The organism is Serratia sp. G204Y, from assembly GCF_051172435.1.
Taxonomy (GTDB): Bacteria; Pseudomonadota; Gammaproteobacteria; order Enterobacterales; family Enterobacteriaceae; genus Serratia; species Serratia sarumanii.
Genome location: NZ_JBPIZA010000001.1, coordinates 401,108 through 421,408, shown reverse-complemented (window position 1 = coordinate 421,408; position 20,301 = coordinate 401,108). Strand labels below are relative to the sequence as shown.

The 20,301-nt window shown below is 60.8% G+C and carries 18 protein-coding genes and 1 tRNA gene; 6 read left to right on the top strand and 13 right to left on the bottom strand.

Translation table 11 applies throughout. The features are described from left to right. The first annotated feature begins 103 nt into the window (after window positions 1–103). The 3 genes from ACSBQQ_RS02085 (at window position 104) to ACSBQQ_RS02075 (ending at window position 3,861) form a co-directional block, all read left to right on the top strand. Window positions 104–1,243, top strand: coding sequence for a tail fiber domain-containing protein (locus ACSBQQ_RS02085; protein ID WP_060420337.1), 1,140 nt, complete (start codon window positions 104–106; stop codon window positions 1,241–1,243). 243 nt (window positions 1,244–1,486) lie between these two features. After that, window positions 1,487–3,592: an S-type pyocin domain-containing protein gene (locus tag ACSBQQ_RS02080; RefSeq protein ID WP_230200366.1), complete on the top strand. Its 2,106-nt coding sequence runs from the start codon at window positions 1,487–1,489 to the stop codon at window positions 3,590–3,592. After that, the gene (locus ACSBQQ_RS02075; RefSeq protein WP_047730281.1) at window positions 3,589–3,861 is read left to right on the top strand and encodes a hypothetical protein; all 273 of its coding nucleotides are present in this window, start codon (window positions 3,589–3,591) and stop codon (window positions 3,859–3,861) included. Before ACSBQQ_RS02080 ends, ACSBQQ_RS02075 begins: the two co-directional genes overlap by 4 nt. A 167-nt stretch (window positions 3,862–4,028) precedes the next feature. Here ACSBQQ_RS02075 and ACSBQQ_RS02070 read toward each other — a convergent pair whose 3' ends face one another. From ACSBQQ_RS02070 to ACSBQQ_RS02045, 6 genes are all read right to left on the bottom strand, one after another. Further along, window positions 4,029–5,081, bottom strand: a complete 1,053-nt coding sequence (locus ACSBQQ_RS02070; RefSeq protein ID WP_049233593.1) for an NAD(P)H-dependent flavin oxidoreductase — start codon at window positions 5,079–5,081, stop codon at window positions 4,029–4,031. A gap of 96 nt (window positions 5,082–5,177) precedes the next feature. Beyond that, complete coding sequence (locus tag ACSBQQ_RS02065; RefSeq protein ID WP_049211372.1) at window positions 5,178–6,788, bottom strand: MFS transporter; 1,611 nt, start codon at window positions 6,786–6,788, stop codon at window positions 5,178–5,180. Then, on the bottom strand, window positions 6,781–7,206 hold the full coding sequence (locus ACSBQQ_RS02060) for a DoxX family protein (protein WP_049211374.1): 426 nt from the start codon (window positions 7,204–7,206) through the stop codon (window positions 6,781–6,783). Before ACSBQQ_RS02060 ends, ACSBQQ_RS02065 begins: the two co-directional genes overlap by 8 nt. Before the next feature lie 9 nt (window positions 7,207–7,215). Next, window positions 7,216–8,046: an alpha/beta fold hydrolase gene (locus ACSBQQ_RS02055; protein WP_033654943.1), complete on the bottom strand. Its 831-nt coding sequence runs from the start codon at window positions 8,044–8,046 to the stop codon at window positions 7,216–7,218. A 142-nt stretch (window positions 8,047–8,188) separates the two neighbouring features. Next, a complete protein-coding gene (locus ACSBQQ_RS02050) occupies window positions 8,189–9,586 on the bottom strand; it encodes an MFS transporter (protein ID WP_080281287.1) in 1,398 nt (465 codons plus the stop codon). A gap of 171 nt (window positions 9,587–9,757) precedes the next feature. Further along, on the bottom strand, window positions 9,758–10,948 hold the full coding sequence (locus tag ACSBQQ_RS02045) for a sugar transporter (RefSeq protein WP_033635206.1): 1,191 nt from the start codon (window positions 10,946–10,948) through the stop codon (window positions 9,758–9,760). A 268-nt stretch (window positions 10,949–11,216) separates the two neighbouring features. Here ACSBQQ_RS02045 and ACSBQQ_RS02040 point away from each other — a divergent pair, with 268 nt between their 5' ends. Next, on the top strand, window positions 11,217–11,903 hold the full coding sequence (locus ACSBQQ_RS02040; protein WP_049211376.1) for an aspartyl/asparaginyl beta-hydroxylase domain-containing protein: 687 nt from the start codon (window positions 11,217–11,219) through the stop codon (window positions 11,901–11,903). 17 nt (window positions 11,904–11,920) lie between these two features. On the opposite strand, the gene ACSBQQ_RS02035 is transcribed toward ACSBQQ_RS02040, so the two are convergent. Next, on the bottom strand, window positions 11,921–12,868 hold the full coding sequence (locus ACSBQQ_RS02035; protein WP_060427759.1) for an aromatic alcohol reductase: 948 nt from the start codon (window positions 12,866–12,868) through the stop codon (window positions 11,921–11,923). 86 nt (window positions 12,869–12,954) lie between these two features. Here ACSBQQ_RS02035 and ACSBQQ_RS02030 point away from each other — a divergent pair, with 86 nt between their 5' ends. Then, window positions 12,955–13,377 (top strand): winged helix-turn-helix transcriptional regulator, encoded by a 423-nt coding sequence (locus ACSBQQ_RS02030; RefSeq protein WP_048321785.1) that lies wholly within the window; start codon window positions 12,955–12,957, stop codon window positions 13,375–13,377. 30 nt (window positions 13,378–13,407) lie between these two features. Here the strand turns inward: ACSBQQ_RS02030 and ACSBQQ_RS02025 are convergent, their stop codons facing one another. From ACSBQQ_RS02025 to ACSBQQ_RS02005, 5 genes are all read right to left on the bottom strand, one after another. Then, complete coding sequence (locus ACSBQQ_RS02025; protein WP_033647952.1) at window positions 13,408–14,124, bottom strand: ABC transporter ATP-binding protein; 717 nt, start codon at window positions 14,122–14,124, stop codon at window positions 13,408–13,410. Continuing rightward, window positions 14,121–14,996 carry an ABC transporter ATP-binding protein gene (locus ACSBQQ_RS02020; protein ID WP_033635209.1) on the bottom strand — a complete coding sequence of 292 codons (876 nt, stop codon included), beginning with the start codon at window positions 14,994–14,996 and terminating at the stop codon, window positions 14,121–14,123. The genes ACSBQQ_RS02025 and ACSBQQ_RS02020 overlap by 4 nt, the downstream gene beginning before the upstream one ends. Further along, the gene (gene livM / locus ACSBQQ_RS02015) at window positions 14,993–16,279 is read right to left on the bottom strand and encodes a high-affinity branched-chain amino acid ABC transporter permease LivM (protein ID WP_033647953.1); all 1,287 of its coding nucleotides are present in this window, start codon (window positions 16,277–16,279) and stop codon (window positions 14,993–14,995) included. Before livM ends, ACSBQQ_RS02020 begins: the two co-directional genes overlap by 4 nt. A gap of 10 nt (window positions 16,280–16,289) precedes the next feature. Further along, window positions 16,290–17,204 (bottom strand): ABC transporter permease subunit, encoded by a 915-nt coding sequence (locus ACSBQQ_RS02010; RefSeq protein WP_004928592.1) that lies wholly within the window; start codon window positions 17,202–17,204, stop codon window positions 16,290–16,292. 125 nt (window positions 17,205–17,329) lie between these two features. After that, complete coding sequence (locus ACSBQQ_RS02005) at window positions 17,330–18,448, bottom strand: branched-chain amino acid ABC transporter substrate-binding protein (protein WP_033647954.1); 1,119 nt, start codon at window positions 18,446–18,448, stop codon at window positions 17,330–17,332. 454 nt (window positions 18,449–18,902) lie between these two features. On the opposite strand from ACSBQQ_RS02005, the gene ACSBQQ_RS02000 reads away from it, so the two are divergent. Beyond that, a tRNA-Asn gene (locus ACSBQQ_RS02000) sits at window positions 18,903–18,978 on the top strand. Between the two features lie 73 nt (window positions 18,979–19,051). Here the strand turns inward: ACSBQQ_RS02000 and ACSBQQ_RS01995 are convergent. Then, the gene (locus ACSBQQ_RS01995) at window positions 19,052–20,260 is read right to left on the bottom strand and encodes an aldose 1-epimerase family protein (RefSeq protein WP_043147690.1); all 1,209 of its coding nucleotides are present in this window, start codon (window positions 20,258–20,260) and stop codon (window positions 19,052–19,054) included. Between the last annotated feature and the right edge of the window lie 41 nt (window positions 20,261–20,301).

The window sequence follows — 20,301 nt, the reverse complement described above, 5'->3', positions numbered from 1 at the left end:
TTAACCATCTTCGCCTTAAATGCGCAGCGTCGTTAACTGTCTTTAAGGCGTTACCATGCGCCATTTCCATGGCAGGAACTTATTAATAAACTGAGGAATTATCATGGCTGAACAAAAGAAAAATGCCCAGGTACAGAGTGGCGTCAACGACGACATCACCGAACTTAAATCACTCACCACCCTTCGCAAACGGGTCATCAGCGACGATGAAATCGTCTCAAAATCTGCCAACGGCTTTCGACTGGCTAACGGCAACACCGGCGTGATGTTGCGTAACGATGGCAAAGATTTTTATGCCCTGACCACACCAAACGGGCAGGCCCAGGACGGGCAGTGGAACACGCTGCGCCCCTTCTCGTTCAATCTGGTTTCCGGTCGGGTGGCTCTGCGCAACGGCGTAGATATCTCCGGCGGGGCGATGGTGTCGCATAATGCCGGCATCTCCACCGCGACCACCGGTCCAGCCCCACTTATTAATGGGCAGGTCTATGATGCGGCTGCCGTACATACCGACTTCACCAGCGGTAACGTCACTACGGCCATGTTGATGGGGTCACGCGTGGTCGCCGGCAAAGAGGATTATGGCCTGCTCTCTTACCGCGACTGGCAGGGAAACTGGAATGAACTCCGGGTCAAACCCAATGCCGAGCTGTCTGTTGGGCAACTGACCAAACGCAACGCTCACGGATGGTTCACTGCAAGCCCGCCTGAGAATGTCGATAAATCGCAGGAATCCCTCACCAACGGGCTTTATTTACCTAATCCAGGTAACAAACACGTAAAAATTTATCATCACGACCATGTGAAGTACAACGAGCTGGTCATTAACGTGAGTGACGGTAATAAAAATAGCTGGTTCGTTTTCAAAGAAGACGGCTATGCCGTCACCGGCGGCGGGTGGAACATCAGCTCTGACGTCCGTATGAAAACGGAAATAACCCCAATCGACGGCGCCCTGGACAAGCTGGCCAACATCGGCGGCTACACCTACCTCAAACAGGGCGTGCCGGAAGCCGGCGTGATTGCACAGGAAGTGGAAGAAATTCTCCCCCAATCCGTTGCCCAGACCGAGCTGAAACTCAATGACGGCAGCGTACTGAAAGATGCCCGCAGCATCAATATCAACGGCGTAGTGGCGTTGCTGGTTGAGGCGCTTAAGGAAGAACGCTCACTGCGCGAAGCAGAACGAGAGGCTTTTGAAAGACGACTGGCAGCCTTGGAAAAAGGCATTGAGCGCGCCTGATTAACAATATTGGGGGGGTTAGCACTGAATGCCTCTCAGCGCCTTTACAGGTGAGTACCACGCGTACAACACGATGACGGAAAGGAACTCAATTATGAATGGATTTAATTACGGTGATGGTAAAGGAAGGGAGCGTCAAGGCGGTGTAAATGCAAAAGCTGCTTCCCGGTTCGATAATGTCTGCGTTATTCGCAGCTCGGCATCGCGTTGATTACATCGTTCTATTTGAAGAGGGATCGGATTATGACACGATATGAAGATACAACGCAGTATGAACGCGATGTAATGACTTCAATGGGATACAACTGGAATGGACATGGGTGGCAACGAGGGTTTGACTTATCAGATAGCAATATGGTTGTAGAAGCATGGGTTGGCGAGGGTTTACCTGATAGACAGAAGGAATTGAGTAATATTACCCATATCTGGGATCAAAAAATTTCCGATATTAATAAACCGATAAGTGCTTTTGATCCTGAAGATGATGATATCACGCCATTCAGTAATGAAGCAAAAGAGAGTTACCGTGAGGATTCAGATGCAGCCATTCAGTTTGCAGCTAATAAAGCAAATGAAATTGACAACCAAATTAAAGAAATTCAAAAGGATATTGACGCATTAAGCAAGAAAGCTGAAAGTAGTCAACTGACTGAGTTCGAGAAAGCAAACCTAAAAGTAATTATTAGCAAGTTAAAGGTAAGTAAAGAGCGCCTTACCATACTTCGAAATGAAGCTAATAAACGAAAAGTACATCAGGAATATTTAAAGCTGAATAATGAAGACTGGTTCTTCTCTAGAGAAAAGCCCACCTCCTGGGTTAGGGAGCAGCAATCATTAAACAGAAAGGAAATGGGTAAAAAACTGGAAGAAGAGAAGAGAATACAATCAGAAATTGACACAGCCAAACAAAATATTGAACATTTAGAAAGTGAACAGCGTGAGAAGGAAGAGGAGGTCTGCAAAGCTGAGGAAGCCCGTAAGGCAGAGGAAGCCCGTAAGGCAGAGGAAGCCCGTCGAGCCGAAGAGGCCCGCAAAGCTGAAGAAGCCCGCAAAGCCGAAGAGGCCCGCAAAGCTGAGGCTGTACGGAAAGCGCTGTTCGCCAAAGCCGGCGTACTGGACGCCCCGGTCTATACACCCGGCATGATAAAAGCGGCCAATGCCGCGATGGCCACGGCCGGGGTCATGGTGCTCAACCGCGCGGGCGGTATGGTACAATTATCGACATGGATCAACAGCGTGATGACCAGCGCCAGTGAGCTGGCCGGCTGGGTATCCGGTGGAGTGTGGCGCGGCGCCGTCGAAGTTTCCCGGGTTGCCACGCTCAGTGCGGTAGCTCCGGCAGTCGGCGCCTTCGTTGTCGGATTCTGGCCGGGGAAAGCCGGTGAAAGTCAGAGCGATATTGATAAATTGCTGGGTCGTGATTTGACACAGATGTTTACCGTTCCGGCCAGCCTGGTTGCCGCAGGGAAAACACCGATTCAGCCGGAAATGACCACGGTCGATTTGCCGGTGCGCGGGTTTATTCGCCGGGGGAATAACGGTCAGCAAGAGGTAATACTGGTCAAAACAGGAACGGGCGGCGTCTCCGCTACCGTGCCGGTGTATCGGCCGGTTCGCGATGAAAAAACCGGTCTGGACCGGATCACCTTGCCGGCGGTGGCCGGTGCGCCGGGGCGAACCATTTTGATAAACCCGGGCGCTGCCCCGTCGGGGCCGTGGCATACCGGCAATCCTGCGCCTGCAGCGCCGGTAACGCCGGTGCATACCGGTACGGAGATAAAGCAGGCCGACAGTATCGTCACGACGACGTTCCCTGCAGATGACATGCCACTGCAGGATTTTATCTACTGGCAGCCTGATGCAACGGGGACCGGCGTTGAGCCTGTCTATGTCATGCTAAGTCGGCCTTATGGCGAAACCAACGCTAAAGGGCAATACAGTGGTCGCGACTACAACACGGACAAGGCCGGTGGCCCGATTCAGAATCTGGACTGGAAAACCGCCACCATTGACCGTGCCGGCGTGGACAAGGTGAAGCTGCATACCCAGCGGTTTGCTGAATCTGATGCCAACAAGGTAATGATCAACCGCCTGGATAAAATCCTGAGGGGCGAAATGCAGCCCACCGATACCGACAAGCGTTTTTACACCCATGAAATCAGGGAGTTGGAACGATATAGGAATCTTGGGATTAAGGATGGCATAATCCCCGATAACCAAGGTGAGGTATGGAATAATACGCATACTGCCACCCTAGAAGACTATAAAATAAATGAACGAAATGAACCTTTGTATACTCCTGAAGCAATTAATGCAGCAGAAGAGCAAGCTAAGAGGGAAGAACTATGATTGATTTTAAGTCTATGATTGAAAAAGAAAGTGTATACGATGTAGTGTCTTTCTTCGCTGGTTCGACAAAAGGGATCGGTTATCCGCAGTTGGATAATTTCTTTGTTCGTTACCGATTTGATGTTGTTGGAAATGGAGAACTATTGAAAGTTTTTGAAGAGATGCGCAGTAATGGGATTGTCGAATGGGGAGAAAAAATGCTTGTTAAAAAAGGTCCAAACTGGAAAGAACCCGCATTCGTAACCGAGAAAAAATACGGTATTGAGTAATTACCAGTGCCTTCCATAAGTGCGTTTTAAGCAGCGTCCAACAAACGAGAGTTTGTTGGACGTTTTCGTTGATGGCTAATTCCACGCCAGATTGGTTTTCAGTCCAGCCCTGGGGCAGAAAACAACGGTTTTGGCTCCGTTGCTCCCCCCAAATCGCGCAGACGAGCTCACACCGCTTCCAGCTCCGCCGCCAGGGTGGCGACCAGCTCCGCCGCCGGCATCGGCCGCGCCAGGCCCACGCCCTGCCCGGCCCACAGCGACATAAACTCTCCGCGCCCGGCCTTGGCCGCCGCCTGGCGGATATCGCCGGTGAGCGCGTTCTGCACCGGATAAGGCAGGATCTGCGCCTCTTCCGCGCGCATCTGCCGCATGAAATCATTGACGATACCGCGCGCCGGGCGGCCGCTGAAGGCGCGCGTCAGGCGCGTGCTGTCATCGCCGGCGTTGCTCAGCGCCGCCCGCCAGGCTTCGGCGATGCCCGACTCCGGGCTGCACAGGAACGCGGTGCCCAGCTGCGCCGCCTGCGCGCCCAGCAATTGCGCAGCCGCGATGCCGCGCCCGTTCATGATACCGCCCGCGGCGATCACCGGGATCTTCACCGCCGCCACCACCTGCGGCAGCAGGGCCATCAGGCCGACGCAGGATTGCTCGATGTCGCCGAGGAAGGTCGGGCGGTGGCCGCCCGCCTCCGCGCCCGAGACGCAAACGAAGTCGGCGCCCGCCTCTTCCCAGGCGCGGGCTTCCGCCACCGTGGTGGCGGTGCCGATCACCCGCGACCCGGCTTTCTTGAACTGCGTGACCGTGGCGCGCGGCAGCACGCCGAAGGTGAAGCTGGCCACCGGCGGCGCCGCCTCCAGCAAGGCCGCGATCTGGTCACGGTTGTTTTCGGCGAATTGGGTGGGGATCGGCGGCTCGCTCAGCCCCAGCGCTTCGCGGAACGGCCGCAGCAGGTGCTGGGCGCGCTTAAGCTCGGCAAGATCCGGGTGCTGCTCATCGAGCAGAAACAGATTGATGTTGAACGGCGCGGCGGTCTGCGCGCGGATCTGCTGCACGCGTTCGAGGATCACCGCCGGTGAAAACAGCGCCGCCGCGCACGAGCCCAGCGCCCCGGCGTTGCTCACCGCCACCGCCAACGCCGGCGGCGACGCGCCGTTCATCGGCCCCTGAACGATCGGATAGCGCAGCCCAAGCTCGCGGGCAAAAGCAGAAGGTGCCGTCATCAATGTGTCTCCCTGTGCTGACTACATTCGTCTTACGGCGGCCGCGCCGCCGAACCGACCAAAAGCATAGCACCTTCTCACCGCCTGGCCGCGCAGTTAATGCTTCACCTGATGCCGGTCGAGCGACAGGAAGTGATGCACCACCGGTTTCTCCGGCCCGATGTGGAAGCGCAGCGCCTCCTGCTGCAGATCGGCGTCGGCGTGCGACACCCGCTGGTGCTGCCGCAGGTGCTCTGCCCAGGACTCCACCAAGAACCACTCCATGATGCATTCCGGATCGCCGGTGTGCTCGGTAATGCCCCAGGCGTAAGCGCCGTCGCGGCGACGCGCCCGCTCCAGCATCAGCAGCGTGCGCAAGAACTGCGGCCGATCCTGCTCGCGGATGCGGTACTCCACCTGAATCATCACCGGGCCGCGATCGTTCTCAACCGGCGTGTTGACCAACGGCTCCGGCCAATGGTTCGACGGCTGCAGATCGGCTTCGCCGGTCGGCAGACGCAGGCGGTGGAACAGCAGCCCCGCCGCCAACAGGCCGACGCCGCCGACCAGCAGCGTGGCGGCCACGCCCAGCTCCTGCGCCACCAGCCCCCACAACAGGCTGCCTGCCGCCATCGCGCCGTTGAACACCATCAGGTAGATGGCCAGGCCGCGGCCGCGCACCCAGTTGGGCAGAACGCCCTGCGCCGCGCCGTTGAGCGTGGTCAGCGCAATAATCCAGCCGGCGCCCAGCACCAACAGCAGCACCACCGCCAGCCACTGCGGCGGCGCCAGTGACAGGGCCGCCATCACCACGGCGGTCAGCACCGCCGCCAGCAACACCAGCCCGTCGGCATTCAGCCGCTGGCGCAGGCGCGGCAGCGCGATCGCCCCGAGGATCGCCCCGGCGCCTACCGCCCCCAGCAGAACGCCGTAAAAACCGGCGCTGCCGCCCAGCATGCGGCGCGCCACCAGCGGCAGCAGCGCCCAGACCGAGCTGGAGAAGGCGAAGAACACCGCCGCCCGCAGCAGCACCACGTGCAGCTCACGGCTGGAACGGGCATAGCGCAGCCCGGCGCGGAAAGCGCCGAAGAAATGTTCCGACAGGCCGCTGTCCTCGGCCTTCGGCCGCTTCCACCACAGCAGCGCCGCGATCACCAGCACATAGCTCATCACGTCCGCGCCGTAGGCCGCGCCAGCGCCGAAGCTGGCCAGCAGCAGGCCGCCGGCCGCCGGGCCGATGGAGCGGGCGATGTTGATGCCCAGCGAATTCAGCGCCACGGCGTTTTTCAGCTCGGTGCGCGGCACCAGCTCCGGCACGATCGCCTGCCAGGTCGGCCCCATCAGTGCCGCGCCGATGCCGCCGACGAAGGTCAGCGCCAGCAGGTATTCCACCGTCAGCGCGCCGGTCTGCGACAGCAGCAACAGGCTGCCGCTGACGCAGGCCAGCAGAATTTGCACGAAGATCAGAAAGCGCCGCCGATCGAGGATGTCCGACAGTACCCCGGCCGGGATCGCCAGCAGGAACACCGGCAGCGTGGCGGCGGTCTGCATCAGCGCCACCGCCGAAGGGTTGCTCGACAGATCGGTAATCAGCCACGAGCTGGCGACGTCGCGCATAAAGCTGCCGACGTTGCCTAGCACCGTGGCGCCCCACAGCACCGCAAATAAGGGGATTTTCAGCGGCGCGAAGCCGCCCGCCGCCGCCTTGTTGTCCGTCTGTTCAGCCATCCGTTCGCTCCTTCAAATCGTTAAATGCCACCAGCAACAGCGCGCCGGCCAGCCCGAGGTGTTCAAAAAATCCGTTCATCATCTGGCCGCGTTCCGCCCCGTCGAACTGCCAGAACGGATTGGCCATCAGCGTCGCCATCAGGGTAAAACCGGCCAGCGCCAACGCGCCGAGCCAGCGGTAAAAGCCGCTCAGGATCAGCACCGACGCCGCCAGTTCCAGCAGCGTCACCAGCACGGCGAACAGCGCCGCCGGCTGCAGACCGAAATGGGTCATCTCGGCGATGGCGCCTTCGACGTTCAGCGCCTTGACCAATCCGCCCTGAATGTAGGCGGCGCAAATGGCGAGCAGCAGCAGCCAGCGCACCGCGGGCGCATGCAGCCGCTGCGCGCAGCGGGCGGCGATAGCAGTCAGGTTCATCGCGCCCCCTTAGAACGGCGAATTCTGGATAAAGGCCAGCAGATCGGCGTTGAAGCGATCGGGATCGACCTGCGCCAAGCCGTGAGCGCCGCCGGCGTAAACGTTCAGCTCCGCCTGTTGCATAAGCTTAGCGGCTTTCAGCGCCGAGGCGCCGATCGGCACGATCCGATCGGCGTCGCCATGTACCAGCAGCGTCGGCCTGTCGATCGCCAGCAGATCGGCGGTGAAGTCCACTTCGGAGAACGCGCTCACGCCGTCGTACTGCCCTTTCATGCCGCCCTGCATGCCCATCAGCCAGAAGTGGTCGATCAGCCCCGCATTGCTCTCCACCTCGTCGCAGTGGAGACCGTAGAACGGCACCGCCAGATCTTTGAAGAACTGCGAGCGGTTGCCCGCCACGCCGCTGCGAATGCCGTCGAAGGCCGCCATCGGTGCGCCTTCCGGGTTGACCGGCGTTTGCAGCATCAGCGGCGGCACGGCGCCCACCAGCACCACCTTCGCCACCCGATCGCTGCCGTGGCGGCCGATGTAGCGCGCCACTTCGCCGCCGCCGATGGCGTGGCCGACCAGGATCAGATCGCGCAGATCCAGCGTTTCGATCAGCAGAGCCAGATCGTCGGCGTATTGGTTGATGTCGTTGCCGTGCCAGGTCTGATCCGAACGGCCGTGGCCGCGGCGATCGTGGGCGATCACCCGGAATCCGCTCTGGCCGAAAAACAGCAGCTGGTTGTCCCAGGCATCGGCGGACAGCGGCCAACCGTGGGAGAACAGGATCGGCTGGCCGCGGCCCCAATCCTTATAGAAAATGCGCGCGCCATCGGGCGCGGTGAGGATGCTCATGACGTGTTCCCCGCTCGGTATTGAATTGGATTTTGTACCGGGTAACAGTACGGCAGGCGCAAAGGCAGTGATAACGGAATAATTTTCGCATGATCGCGAGTTTTTTTGCTGAAGAGGCCGGCGTCGCCGCCGGCGCAAAACGTCAGATGTTTTCCAGATCGATGCCGCGCGTTTTCGGGCCGAACAGCCCGATCACCAGCATCACGATCAGCATGCTGGCGACGATAAACGCGATCACCCCCAGCGAGCCGCCGTACTGCAGGATAATGCCGATGATGATGCTGCTGAACACCGTCGACAGCCGGCTGAAGGAGTAGCAGAAACCGACGGCGCGGGCGCGGATGTGGGTCGGGAAGATCTCGGATTGATACGAGTGGTAGCTGTAGGTCAGCCAGGCGTTGGACCAGGTGATGAAGAAACCGCACAGGATCAGCCACAGCGGGTTGTTCTGCAGCGCGAACAGCGAGCCGAAGACCACCGTCACCAGGCAAGACAACACGATCTGCCACTTATTCTCCATCTTGTCAGCGTAGAAGCTGCACAGCAGCGAGCCCAGCGGGTAGGCCAGCGTGATGAAGAAAGCGTACAGCAGGCTGTGGGTGACCGATGCGCCCTTGCCCGACAGCAGCGCCGGCAACCAGTTGCCGAAGCCGAAGAAGCCGATGGCCTGAAAGAAGTTCATCACCACCAGCATCAGCGTGCGATCGCGATACTGCGGCGCCCAGATGTCGCGAAAGCGGCCGCGCAGCGGTGCCCCCTCGGCATCGTCCACCGGGCGCGACGGAAAGTCCGTAGCCGTCACGCCGCAGCGCCGTTCCATATCCCGCATCACCTGCCGGGCCTGCGCATAGCGCCGCTGCTGCACCAGCCAGCGCGGCGACTCCGGCAGCCCTTTGCGCACCAGCCAGATCACCAGTGAGGCCAGCGCGCCGGCGATCACTACGTAGCGCCAGCCGCTCAGGCCCCAAATCGTCTGCGGCACCAGCCACCAGGACATCAGCGCCACCGCCGGCACCGACAGGAACTGCACGAAGAACGCGAAGGCGAAAGCCCGAGTGCGCAGATGCGCGGGCACCCATTCCGTCAGGTAGGTATCGATGGTCACCAGCTCGATGCCGAGCCCGACGCCCACCAGAAAGCGCAGAAAGATCACCCACTCCGCCTGCTGTTGAAACGCCAGCAGCAGCGAGAAGGCGCCATACCAGATCAGGGCGAACATAAAGGTGGCGCGGCGGCCGAAGCGATCGGCGTACGGGCTCAGCAGGCTGGCGCCGACGAACAGGCCAAGAAAGGTGGCGGAGGCGAAGGCCGCCTGGTCCGATACGCCGAAGACGCCCTGCGCGCCGGTGTGGAAAATGCCGTCGGCGATAAGGCCGGTGCTGATATAACCGGTCTGGAAAAGATCGTAGAGTTCGAAAAAGCCGCCCAGCGACAGCAGAATAATAAAGCGCCACAGGCCGGCCGACGCGGGCAAGGCGTCGATTCTGGCCGCCAAATCCCGCGCATGGATCGGCGACGCCGCTACAGAGTCACTCACCATTAACCTCGCATTAACATTTTTGATGACTTTCTATGCTAGCGAAGCGGCGTCGGAGTTAAATTTTTAATTAGCAGACTATGAAAAAAAGTTAAGCATAAAACGCTGCAGCAGCCTGTTTTATAGCAGGAAAATGCAACGCGGGATGCCGCAGCGGCATCCCGAATCGGTGGCTTAACGGCTGGGGTGCTGCTGCAGCCGTTCGCTGCGGTAGAAGCTCAGCAGGCACCAGCCGAGGGCGATCAGTGCCAGCGGCGCGGCGACGAAGCCGATGTTGCCCATGCCCAGATGCAGGCTTACCTGGTTGCCCAGCAGCGCGCCGCTGCCGATGCCGAAGTTGTACAGGCCGGAGAAGATCGCCATCGCCACGTCGGTGGCGTCCGGCGCCAGGCTCAGCACTTTGGCCTGCATCGACAGGCCGATGGCCATGATCGCCATGCCCCAGAAGATGCACAGCACCGTCAGGTGGCTTTCACTGCCGGCGGCCGGCAACAGCAGCAGCAGGCTCAAGGCCAGCAGCGTGATGGCGCCGATAAAGAAGCCGGAAGGAAAACGCTCGCTGTAGCGGCTGAACAGCAGGCTGCCGACGATGCCGGCGGCGCCGAACAGCAGCAGCATCAGCGTGGTGAAGTTCTCCGACAGCCCGGCCACGGTCTGGATAAACGGCTCGATGTAGCTGTAGGCGGTGAAGTGCGCCGTCACCACGATGACGGTCAGCATGTACAGCGCCAGCAGCGCCGGGCGTTTGAACAGCAGCGGCACGCTGGCCAGCGAACCGGAGTGCTCGCTTTTCAGCACCGGCAGCAGGCGCCACAGCAGCACCAGCGCCAGGGTGGCGCACACCGCGATGCCGATAAAGGTCATGCGCCAGCCGAGCAGCTGCCCCACCACCCGCCCGAGCGGCAGCCCGAGCACCATCGCCAGCGCGGTGCCGCCCGCCAGCAGGCTCAACGCCTGGGCTTTCTTGCCCGGCGGCGCCACGCGGATCGCCAGCGAAGCGGTGATCGACCAGAACACCGAGTGCGCCAGCGCCACGCCGGCGCGCGAGATGACCAGCGTGGTGAAGTTCCAGGCCACGGCGGTCAGCACGTGGCTGGCGATAAACAGCATGAACACGCCGATCAGCAGCTTGCGGCGCTCGATTTTGCTGGTCAGCAGCATGCACGCTAACGAGGCGGCGGCGACGATCCAGGCGTAGATGGTGATGATCAGGCCGACCTGTTCGGTTTGCATCGAGAAGCTGGCGGCAATGTCGCTCAACAGCCCGACCGGAATAAATTCGGTGGTGTTGAAGATAAAGGCCGAGACGGCGAGGATAACCACGCGCAACCAGGCGGTTGAGCGCGAAACGGGAGCGTGTTCCATGGTAAACAAAATCCGGACAGGTGCGGGCAAGTAGCGATATTTTAACCAACCGGCCCGCTAAATGCGATACGCGTCACACTTTAATTGTGTGGTTTTTTTCGCCGCATTTCGACACATTCGCAGACACACGGTTGCACAAATGCTGTGCTAATCTCTTGAAGCGTACCAATTTTTCCTGCCGCTCTTCCCCTCCGGCCGCCGCAGACGACGCGCCGCGCCGAAGAACCGCGCGCAGTGTCCATTTGGCGTTTTCTGAGGCGAGGTCATTATGTCCGCAATTTATGATTGGTCCGTGCTCGCATTGCGCAATGTTTACGATCGCCGCATTCAGGGCAAGCCGGTGCTCGACAGCGCCGCGCTGTTCCCCGACGCCGACCGTTTCACCGCCCAATGGCGGCAGATCCGCGAAGAGGCGCTGACCGTCGCCCACGATCTGCACAATATTCCCCGTTTTCACGAGATCATGATCCAACAGGAGTCGATCTCCGCTAACGACGCGCGCGACTGGCGCATGTTCATCATGAAGGCCTACGGCCAGCCGATCGCCCGCAACCTGGCGCGCTGCCCGACGCTGGCGGCGCTGATCTCCTCGTCGCCGGACGTGCTGTCCGCCTCGCTCTCTTTCCTGGCGCCCGGCAAGCAGGTGCCGCCCCACCGCGGACCGTTTCGCGGCATTCTGCGCGGCTATCTGGTGCTGGACATGCCCAAACGCGCCGACGGCGCGCCGGCGGCGGTGCTGAAAGTGGACGGCCGCGAATACCGGCTGCACGAGGGGGAGTTCATGCTGTGGGACGACACCTTCGAACACGAAGTGTGGAACGACAGCCCGCAGGTGCGCACCGTGCTGCTGCTGGACATCCGCCGCCGCGACATGCCCGGCGGGCTGCGGCTGCTCTCCAGCGCCATCATCGCCCTGGTGCGGCTGAACGTGCGCTGGATGCAGAAACAGTTCTGACTGCGGCGCTCAGGCGCTTAACCGTCCTGAGAGGTCGGGCATTGCTGCGCCAGCCACTGCTCGGTGGTGGTGGTGGCTATGCCCTGGCGCGCATTGAAGGTTTTCGCCTTATCCCAGGCCACGCCGTCGGGCCGGGCGAAAGCCAGCCGGTATTTGGCGCCGACGTCACGCGGATGGTTCCGCACCTCCTCCTGCAGCCGCTCTTTGTCCAACAGGACTCTGTTGACCTCTACGCCCCAGTGCGCCTGCATGACATCGGCAAGCTCGCGGTAGGTCAGCGTGTCCCCGGCGATATAGACCACCTGGTTGCGAAACGCGGGCCGATGGAAAAAAATCGCGGCCGTCAGCCGGCCAATGTCCTCGGGGGTGGTCAGCGTCACCGCGTAGCCCCAGTCGCCCAGCGCGCGCACCGTTTTGGTTGCCGCATCCACCACGCCAAAACCCGAGTCAAACAGGTAGCTGGTGAAAATACCCGTGGAAACAATCACCCACTCCGTCGCCTTCTGCGCACGCAGCAGATGGCGCACTTCGAGCTGTTCATCCCACACCTGTTGCCCGCTGCCTGTGCCGACAACATCGTAGTCCACGCCGAACTGCCACGGGAAGTAACGCACCACGCCCGCCTGCAAAACGGCCCAGGTGATCTTTATCTGCGTGCCCGCCCCGCCGACAAAGCCGCTGCAGTTGATCACCGCGTCAAAGCAACGCAGCAGCGCGCTCAGCTCATCCACGCTGTTTTGCTGCAGATCGCCTTCCACTACAGCGATACCGAGCCGCGCCAGCGCATCCCGCCGCGCCCGATGCGGGCCGGTGACGGCGCGAGCGGCCTCCGGCCGGAGGAGCACGCTGATTTTTAAAGCGTGGTGTAACCGGGCCTGCCGGCTCATCGCGCGCAATACCGGCAGCCCCAGTTCACCGGCGCCGAGTATGAGCACGGTATTGATGGATGGATTTGTGGATTTCATTCTTGCCTCCTGTCTTGACACTGCGTCATCCTGACAGCTGACAAAAACGGGTTCAATTAGGTACACGCGTGATACTGGAGATGAATATGACGAGCGATCGGGAAGCGCTGTTGCAATTTTCGCAGGCGTTCTGTGAAGAATTGAGCGACGACGATGAAGGGTTGAAGCGTGAGGTCCTCGCGCATGCGGGCAACCGTTGGTCGCTGGGGGTATTGCATATCCTGGGCACCCACGGGCCGCTGCGCCACGGCGAAATAGGCCGCCAATTAGCGGGCGTGACGCAGAGAATGCTGACGCGGACGCTGCGCCATCTCGAGCGGGACGGGTTGATATCGCGCTGCGATTATCAGGAAAAGCTGCCCCGCGTGGTTTACACCATCACCGACGCGGGGGAAGAGATGCTGCTCAACATGCTGCCGCTCTGGTCGTGGATTATCGCCTCCGCCGATGCCTTCAGGGCGGCCCGCTCGCACTACGATGATCAAGAACGTCACGCCACCGAGAGATGATTGCGGGCCTCCCTGCCCAAAGGGCGGCGCTCAGCCGCCGCCCAGATAGGCCTTTCTCACCTCCGGATCGTTCAACAGCTCCTGGCCGCTGCCGGTGAGGCGGATCTGGCCGTTGACCATCACATAGCCGCGATCGGACAGCTTCAGCGCGTGGTTGGCGTTCTGCTCCACCAGAAACAGCGTCATGCCGCTGCGGGTCAGCTCGCGCAGCACGCCGAAGATCTGCCGCACCACGATCGGCGCCAGCCCCAGGCTCGGCTCGTCCAACAGCAGCAGCTTCGGCCGGCTCATCAGCGCGCGGGCGATCGCCAGCATCTGCTGCTCGCCGCCGGACAGGGTCATCGCTCGCTGGTTGCGCCGTTCCTTGAGGCGCGGAAACAGCTCGAACATGCGCTGCAGATCCTCCGCCAGATAGCGGTTGCCGACGGTGATGGTGCCCATCAGCAGGTTCTCCTCCACGCTCATGTCCGGAAAGATGCGCCGCCCTTCCGGCGCTTGCGCGATGCCGCCGGCCGCCACGTAGTGCGTGGAGCGGCGGCTGATGTCCTCGCCGCCAAACAGGATCTGCCCACCGGCGATGCGCGGCTGGCCGAAGATAGACATCAACAGCGTGGATTTGCCCGCGCCGTTGGCGCCGATCAGCGCCACCGTCTCCCCGGCGTTGACCTGCAGCGACACCTTGCGCAGCGCCTGGATCGGCCCGTAAAACACGTCCACTTCGCGAAATTCCAGCATCGCTTCGCTCATCCCGCCAGCTCCTCTTCGTCCGCGCCCAGGTAGGCGGCGATCACCGCCTCGTTGTGCTGGATCTCCTGCGGCGTGCCGCGGGCGATCACGTCGCCGTGATCGAGCACGATCACCCGATCGGAGATCTCCATCACCATGCCCATGTCATGCTCGATCAGCAGCACCGTGATGCCGTGATGCTGGCGCAGGAAACGGATGATGCGGCTCAGCGTGGCCGTTTCCACCGGGTTCAGCCCGGCGGCCGGTTCGTCGAGACAGATCATCTCCGGCGCAGTGCACATGGCGCGCGCGATCTCCAGCCGCCGCTGCTGGCCGTAGGACATCTCCCCAGCCAGCCGGTTGGCGCAGTCCACCAGATCCACCACCTCCAGCCAGTAGAAGGCGTGATCCAGCGCGGCGCTCTCCGCCCGGCGGTAGCCCGGCGTATTCAGCACCCCGGCGATCAGGTTGCGGTTGCTCTGCATGTGCTGCGCCACCAGCAGGTTCTCCACCACCGACATTTCGCGGAACAGGCGGATATTCTGGAAAGTGCGCGCCAGCCCGGCGCGGTTGACCAGGTGGGTGCCGCCGAACATCTTGTAATAGAGACGCGAGCCAAGCCGCTTCGGGCGTATCCAGTCGCCGGCGCGGAACTTCTGCCCCAGCACCTGGATCACGTCGGTCGGCCGCTTGTGGGTATTGAGCAGGATCGCGCCGCCGCTGGCGCGGTAAAAGCCGGTCAGGCAGTTGAATACCGTGGTCTTGCCGGCGCCGTTGGGGCCAATCAGGGCGGTGATGGAGCCGCGCTCCACCTCCAGATTGACGTCGTTCAGCGCCTTGATGCCGCCAAAGCGCATCATCAGGTGCTCCACCCGCAAAATGGCGTCGCTCATGGCGCCACCCCCTTGCGCTCGGCGAAGCTGGCGCGGCTGATGCGCACCAGCCCGCGCGGCCGCCAGATCATCATCGCCACCATCAGCACGCCGAACAGCAGCACCCGGTATTCGGCGAAGCTGCGCAGCAGCTCCGGCGCCACCGTCAGCACGAAGGCCGCCAGCACCACGCCGAGGGTGGAGCCCATGCCGCCCAGCACCACGATCGCCAGGATCAGCGCCGACTCGAAGAAGGTGAACGAGGTCGGGTTGACGAAGCCCTGATAGGTGGCGAAAAACACCCCCGCCAGCCCGGCGGTGGAGGCGCCCAGCATAAAGGCCGACAGCTTCACCAGCACGTGATTGAGCCCGAGAGAGCGGCAGGCGATCTCATCCTCGCGCAGCGCCTCCCAGGCGCGGCCGATCGGCATGCGCGTCAGCCGGTGCTTGATGTACAGCACCAGCAGCACCACCAAAAACAGCACCGCGTAGATGAAAATGAACTTGAGGTTGGGGTTGTAATCGATGCCGAGAAACTCGTGGATCGGCACCCCGCCGTCTTTGGCGCGCCGGCCGAACTCCAGGCCGAACACCGTCGGCGCCGGCACCGAGACGCCGTTCGGCCCGCCGGTGAGCGACATCCAGTTGTTCAGCACCAGCCGGATGATCTCCCCAAACCCCAGCGTGACGATCGCCAGGTAGTCGCCGTGCATGCGCAGCACCGGAAAGCCCAGCAGCGCGCCGGCCAGCGCCGCCATCAGCGCCCCCAGCGGCAGCATCGCCCAGAAGCCCAGCCCGAGGTACTGATAGCCCAGCGCCAGCCCGTAGGCGCCGATGGCGTAAAACGCCACGTATCCCAGATCGAGCAGCCCCGCCAGCCCGACCACGATATTCAGCCCCAGGCCGAGCAGCACGTAGATCAGGCCGAGGATCGCCACCGTCAGCAGGTATTTGGTGGCGACGAACGGGAACAGCAGCGCGATCGCCGCCATCAGCGGCAGGAGCCAGCGCAGGTTGGATTTATAGCCCAGCGGCCGCACGTAAACGCCGTCGTTGCCGCCGTCGAAGCGCGCCAGCACCCTGCGCCCCGGCGCGGTTTGCAGGAACAGGCTCAGCAGCAGCCGCCCGGCCATCACCGCGACGATAATCCACACCAGCCGGTGCGGTTCGAAGTTAAAGCTGTAGCCGTTCAGCACGATGCCGACGATCGGCCCGAACACGATCAGGGCGATCAGCCCGGCCAAGACGGCGTCCAGCAGGCTGCGTTTAACGTCCAGCCCGCCGTGGATCACGGATTGCGACATGGCGTTCTCCTTAAACCTTGGCGATCAGCGGCCGGCCAAGCAGGCCCTGCGGACGGAAGATCAGGATCGCCACCAGCAACCCGAAGGAGAACACGTCCTTGTAATCCGAGTTCACCATGCCGGCGAACTGCGCCTCCGCCACCCCGAGCAGCAATCCGCCCAGCATGGCACCCGGTAGCGAGCCGATGCCGCCCAGCACCGCGGCGGTGAAGGCCTTGATGCCGATGATAAAGCCGACGTAAAAATCGAAGGTGCCGTAGTTCATGGTGATCAGCACCCCGGCCAGCCCGGCCATGGCGGCGCCGATCACAAACACCAGCGAGATCACCCGATCGGTATTGATGCCGAGAATCGAAGCCATTTTGCGATCCTGCTGGGTGGCGCGGCAGATGCGCCCCAGACGGGTGCGCTGAATGATGTAAGTGAGGATCGCCATGCCGAGCAGCGACGCCACCAGAATAAACACTTTGGTGTAGGTGATTTGCACCACGCCGCCGTCGAACTCCAGGCGGAACACGCCGCTCAGCAGCGTTGGGATGCCCTGCTGGCGCGGCCCTTGGCTTATCTGCGCGTAGTTTTGCAGGATTAACGACATGCCGATGGCGGAGATCAGCGGCGCCAGGCGGGTGGAGTTGCGCAGCGGCTTGTAGGCGATGCGCTCGATCACCCAGCCGTACACCCCGGTGATGACGATGGTGAACACCAGCGTGCCGAGGATCAGCAGCGGGAACGAGTGCAGCCCGAAGAACGACAGCAACGCCAAACCGATGGCGCACAGGTAGGCGGAGATCATGTACACCTCGCCGTGGGCGAAGTTGATCATGCCGATGATGCCGTAAACCATGGTGTAGCCGATGGCGATCAGGCCATACACCGCACCGAGGGTCAGGCCGTTGATCAGCTGTTGCAGAAAGAATACATCCATAATGAGCAGTCTCGCCTGGTAAGGCCGCCAACGCAGTCCGACGCGGCCCAAAGGTCATCGCGGAACGGGCTCGCCAGAGCGGCGAGCCCGTCGGTCATAGGGTTACAACTTCAAGGTTCGGCCGTTTACAGCTGGTGATATTTGCCCTTGTCATCCCATTGGTAGACCACGTAGTCCGAGACCTTCAGGTCGCCCTTCTGGTCCCAGGCCTTCTTGCCCATCACGGTATCCACATCGTGCGACTTCAGCCATTCGGCGGCCTTGGCGCTGTCTTTGCCGCCGGTGGCGTTGAAGGCGGCGGCGATCGCCTGGATCGAGGCGTAGGAGTAGAGGGTGTACCCTTCCGGCTCAAAGCCGCTGGCGCGGAACTTGGCGATCACCGCTTTGCCTTCCGGGATCTGACGCGGATCGTTGCCGAAGGTCATCAGCACGCCGTTGGTGTACTGCGGCCCGCCGGCGGCGGTCACCAGTTCTTCGGTCACCACGCAGTCGCCGGAGAAGAACTTGGCGGTCACGCCCTGCTCGCGCATCTGGCGCACCAGCGGCCCAGCTTCCGGATGGCAGCCGCCGAAGTAGACCACGTCCGGCTTGACCGAGGCGATCTTGGTCACCAGCGCGTTGAAGTCTTTCTCGCCGCGCGACAGCCCCTCATACAGCACTTCCTTAACCCCGCGCTTGTTCATCGCCGCCTTCGCCGCGTCCGCCAGCCCCTGGCCATAGGTGTCTTTATCGTGGATCACCGCGATGCGCTTGGCCTTCAGGGTGTCCAGCATGTAGTTGGTGGCGATCACGCCCTGCTGATCGTCGCGCCCGCACATGCGGAACATGGTCTTCATGCCGCGCTCGGTGATCTGCGGGTTGGTAGAGCCGGGGGTGATGGCGATGATGCCGGCCTCGTCATACACCTCGGAGGCGGGCATGGTGGAAGAGGAGCAGAAGTGGCCGACCACCGCCGAGACCTTTTCCTGATCCACCAGCCGGTTGGCGACCGCGACCGCCTGTTTCGGTTCGCAGGCGTCATCCCCCTGCACCAGCTTGATTTTTTCCCCTTTGATGCCGCCGGCGGCGTTGATGTCCGCCGCCGCCTGCGAAGCCCCGCGCCAATACTGATCGCCATAGGTGGCGTTCGGCCCAGAGAACGGCCCGGCGACGCCGATGACGATATCGGCCTGCGCGGAAAACGCCGTACCTAAACAACCGATGAGCAAAGCAGCGAGCGGACTTTTTATCAATTTCGATGACATTGTTATCTTCCTCAGCACTGTTGTAGCGAAACGCCCGGGGGCGCGGATCAGTCACTTTATGTGTAGACGGGGAAAATAATTTTCTTGAGAGCGCAGTCGCATTCCCCAAAAATGGGTAAGCAAAAATCCAGCCATTGTGACGACGAATACATATTATTTGCTTATTCATCCTACATATCAGTTGCGGCGCGGCGTTTGACGGGGTTAACGGGGGATAAGCCGTACGGCTAAGAGGGAAGGTGCAGGATAGCGAGAGTGACCCTGCACCATCGCCGTGCAACGGCTTGTGCAAACGACGTCAAAACGATTTGGGATGCAAAAATCAGCGCATAGCGATGGAAAATGCCGAAAAACAGCGCAAGATGCTCATTCCCTCAGCAAACGCGCTTTTTTTGCAGTTTAGCGCTTTGACAAACCCCAGGCGCCCCGCTATTATTCGCCCCGTTCCAACAATTCCTCTGTAGTTCAGTCGGTAGAACGGCGGACTGTTAATCCGTATGTCACTGGTTCGAGTCCAGTCAGAGGAGCCATATTTAGAAAAGCCCGCTCAGGGAGACCCGAGCGGGCTTTTTGCTTTAACGCTAAATGCGTCGACAGGCAACGTTACTCTTTGGCTATCGGCGCGGCATTTTCATCAATTTTTACCTTACCCTGAATATCAGCAATCTTCCTCTCCAGATCCGCCACCTGCGCTTTGCTGTGCAGCAAGGTATAGGTCAGATCAAACTGCGCACTGGCGCCAGGCTGCAATTGCTTAACGCGTTTTTGTTCGCGCTCGATGGTGACCGGGTAGGCATAGCTGGTGCCCGGCTCAATCCCCGTCACATATCCCTGTTTTAACGTATCGGTATTCTTCCACAGCGTCAGGACGGGCAATTGGCGGGTATCGAACTGAATCGCCACCCCTTTGTCGCCCGCGTGATTGACCAGCGCCGCCAGTGTCTGATGATTCGGATCCGATAATGGCTTGATGTTAAAGACCATTTCATCGAACCCTTTGGTGGGGCCGGCATAGGTTCCCCAGGTCTTCAACCCGGCTTTGGCATAGTCGTTAAACGGGCTGATGCTGGCCATCGGCGCCAGGAAGCGGGCGCCATTTTCCAGAATCGGCGCGCCGAAATTGCTGTGGTAGATAATCTGGTAGTCGTGGGGATAATCCGCCCGGTTGGTTAACACATCATGCAGGCTGAAACTGTTGCTGCCGGGTACGTAGCGCAGTTCGGTCAGGGTTTGCAGATCGGCTTTTTTGAATGTGCTCTCTTTGATCAGGCCGCGAATACGAATTTCATACGGCGCCGTATCCGCTACCTCAACCTCAACCAGTGAGGCCGGCGTATTGCCCGCTTTACCGTGCAAGGTGTAAATTTGCCCTCCTTCGGTCACCGGATGACCGGTCCACTCATAGCCGCAGCGCACCATCATCTCATTGAAACCTTCCAGCCAGCCGAGCCCATTGCGGCTTTCCAGGTTGATAAAGGCGGGGTTGACCACCTCTTTGACCGGAGAATCCCACCCCATTTTCGCGCCAAATCCTTCCGCCCGCAGGAGGTTCATGCCGCGCGTGGGACTCAGCGTAATGGTCAGGCCATCCTCGCTGCGGATAATCACGACTTTGCTGCCTTCCTGCTTGCCGCCGTGCAACACTTTCTGCTCAATGCTGAACGTTTTATCCTTAACCTTCAGCGCCTCACTCGAAATCTTCCAGTTTCCTTTCTCCAGGCCATCTTCAGCGCTGGTCAGCACCCAACTCTGCGCCGCCGCCTGCCCTGAAATCAGAGCCGAAAACACCGCCATAACCCACGTTTTCTTCATTTCCCTTCCCCTTTAGCTGAATCGATTTTTTATTCACGAGA

Excerpts from the sequence above, each read along its gene's own strand:
- ACSBQQ_RS02050 (WP_080281287.1), bottom strand. The coding sequence starts at position 9,586 with ATGGTGAGTGACTCTGTAGCGGCGTCGCCGATCCATGCGCGGGATTTG.
- ACSBQQ_RS02065 (WP_049211372.1), bottom strand. The coding sequence starts at position 6,788 with ATGGCTGAACAGACGGACAACAAGGCGGCGGCGGGCGGCTTCGCGCCG.
- ACSBQQ_RS02085 (WP_060420337.1), top strand. The coding sequence starts at position 104 with ATGGCTGAACAAAAGAAAAATGCCCAGGTACAGAGTGGCGTCAACGAC.
- ACSBQQ_RS02080 (WP_230200366.1), top strand. The coding sequence starts at position 1,487 with ATGACACGATATGAAGATACAACGCAGTATGAACGCGATGTAATGACT.
- ACSBQQ_RS02005 (WP_033647954.1), bottom strand. The coding sequence starts at position 18,448 with ATGTCATCGAAATTGATAAAAAGTCCGCTCGCTGCTTTGCTCATCGGT.
- ACSBQQ_RS02040 (WP_049211376.1), top strand. The coding sequence starts at position 11,217 with ATGTCCGCAATTTATGATTGGTCCGTGCTCGCATTGCGCAATGTTTAC.
- ACSBQQ_RS02075 (WP_047730281.1), top strand. The coding sequence starts at position 3,589 with ATGATTGATTTTAAGTCTATGATTGAAAAAGAAAGTGTATACGATGTA.
- livM (WP_033647953.1), bottom strand. The coding sequence starts at position 16,279 with ATGTCGCAATCCGTGATCCACGGCGGGCTGGACGTTAAACGCAGCCTG.
- ACSBQQ_RS02060 (WP_049211374.1), bottom strand. The coding sequence starts at position 7,206 with ATGAACCTGACTGCTATCGCCGCCCGCTGCGCGCAGCGGCTGCATGCG.
- ACSBQQ_RS02025 (WP_033647952.1), bottom strand. The coding sequence starts at position 14,124 with ATGAGCGAAGCGATGCTGGAATTTCGCGAAGTGGACGTGTTTTACGGG.
- ACSBQQ_RS02035 (WP_060427759.1), bottom strand. The coding sequence starts at position 12,868 with ATGAAATCCACAAATCCATCCATCAATACCGTGCTCATACTCGGCGCC.
- ACSBQQ_RS02030 (WP_048321785.1), top strand. The coding sequence starts at position 12,955 with ATGACGAGCGATCGGGAAGCGCTGTTGCAATTTTCGCAGGCGTTCTGT.
- ACSBQQ_RS02055 (WP_033654943.1), bottom strand. The coding sequence starts at position 8,046 with ATGAGCATCCTCACCGCGCCCGATGGCGCGCGCATTTTCTATAAGGAT.
- ACSBQQ_RS02010 (WP_004928592.1), bottom strand. The coding sequence starts at position 17,204 with ATGGATGTATTCTTTCTGCAACAGCTGATCAACGGCCTGACCCTCGGT.
- ACSBQQ_RS01995 (WP_043147690.1), bottom strand. The coding sequence starts at position 20,260 with ATGAAGAAAACGTGGGTTATGGCGGTGTTTTCGGCTCTGATTTCAGGG.
- ACSBQQ_RS02045 (WP_033635206.1), bottom strand. The coding sequence starts at position 10,948 with ATGGAACACGCTCCCGTTTCGCGCTCAACCGCCTGGTTGCGCGTGGTT.
- ACSBQQ_RS02070 (WP_049233593.1), bottom strand. The coding sequence starts at position 5,081 with ATGACGGCACCTTCTGCTTTTGCCCGCGAGCTTGGGCTGCGCTATCCG.
- ACSBQQ_RS02020 (WP_033635209.1), bottom strand. The coding sequence starts at position 14,996 with ATGAGCGACGCCATTTTGCGGGTGGAGCACCTGATGATGCGCTTTGGC.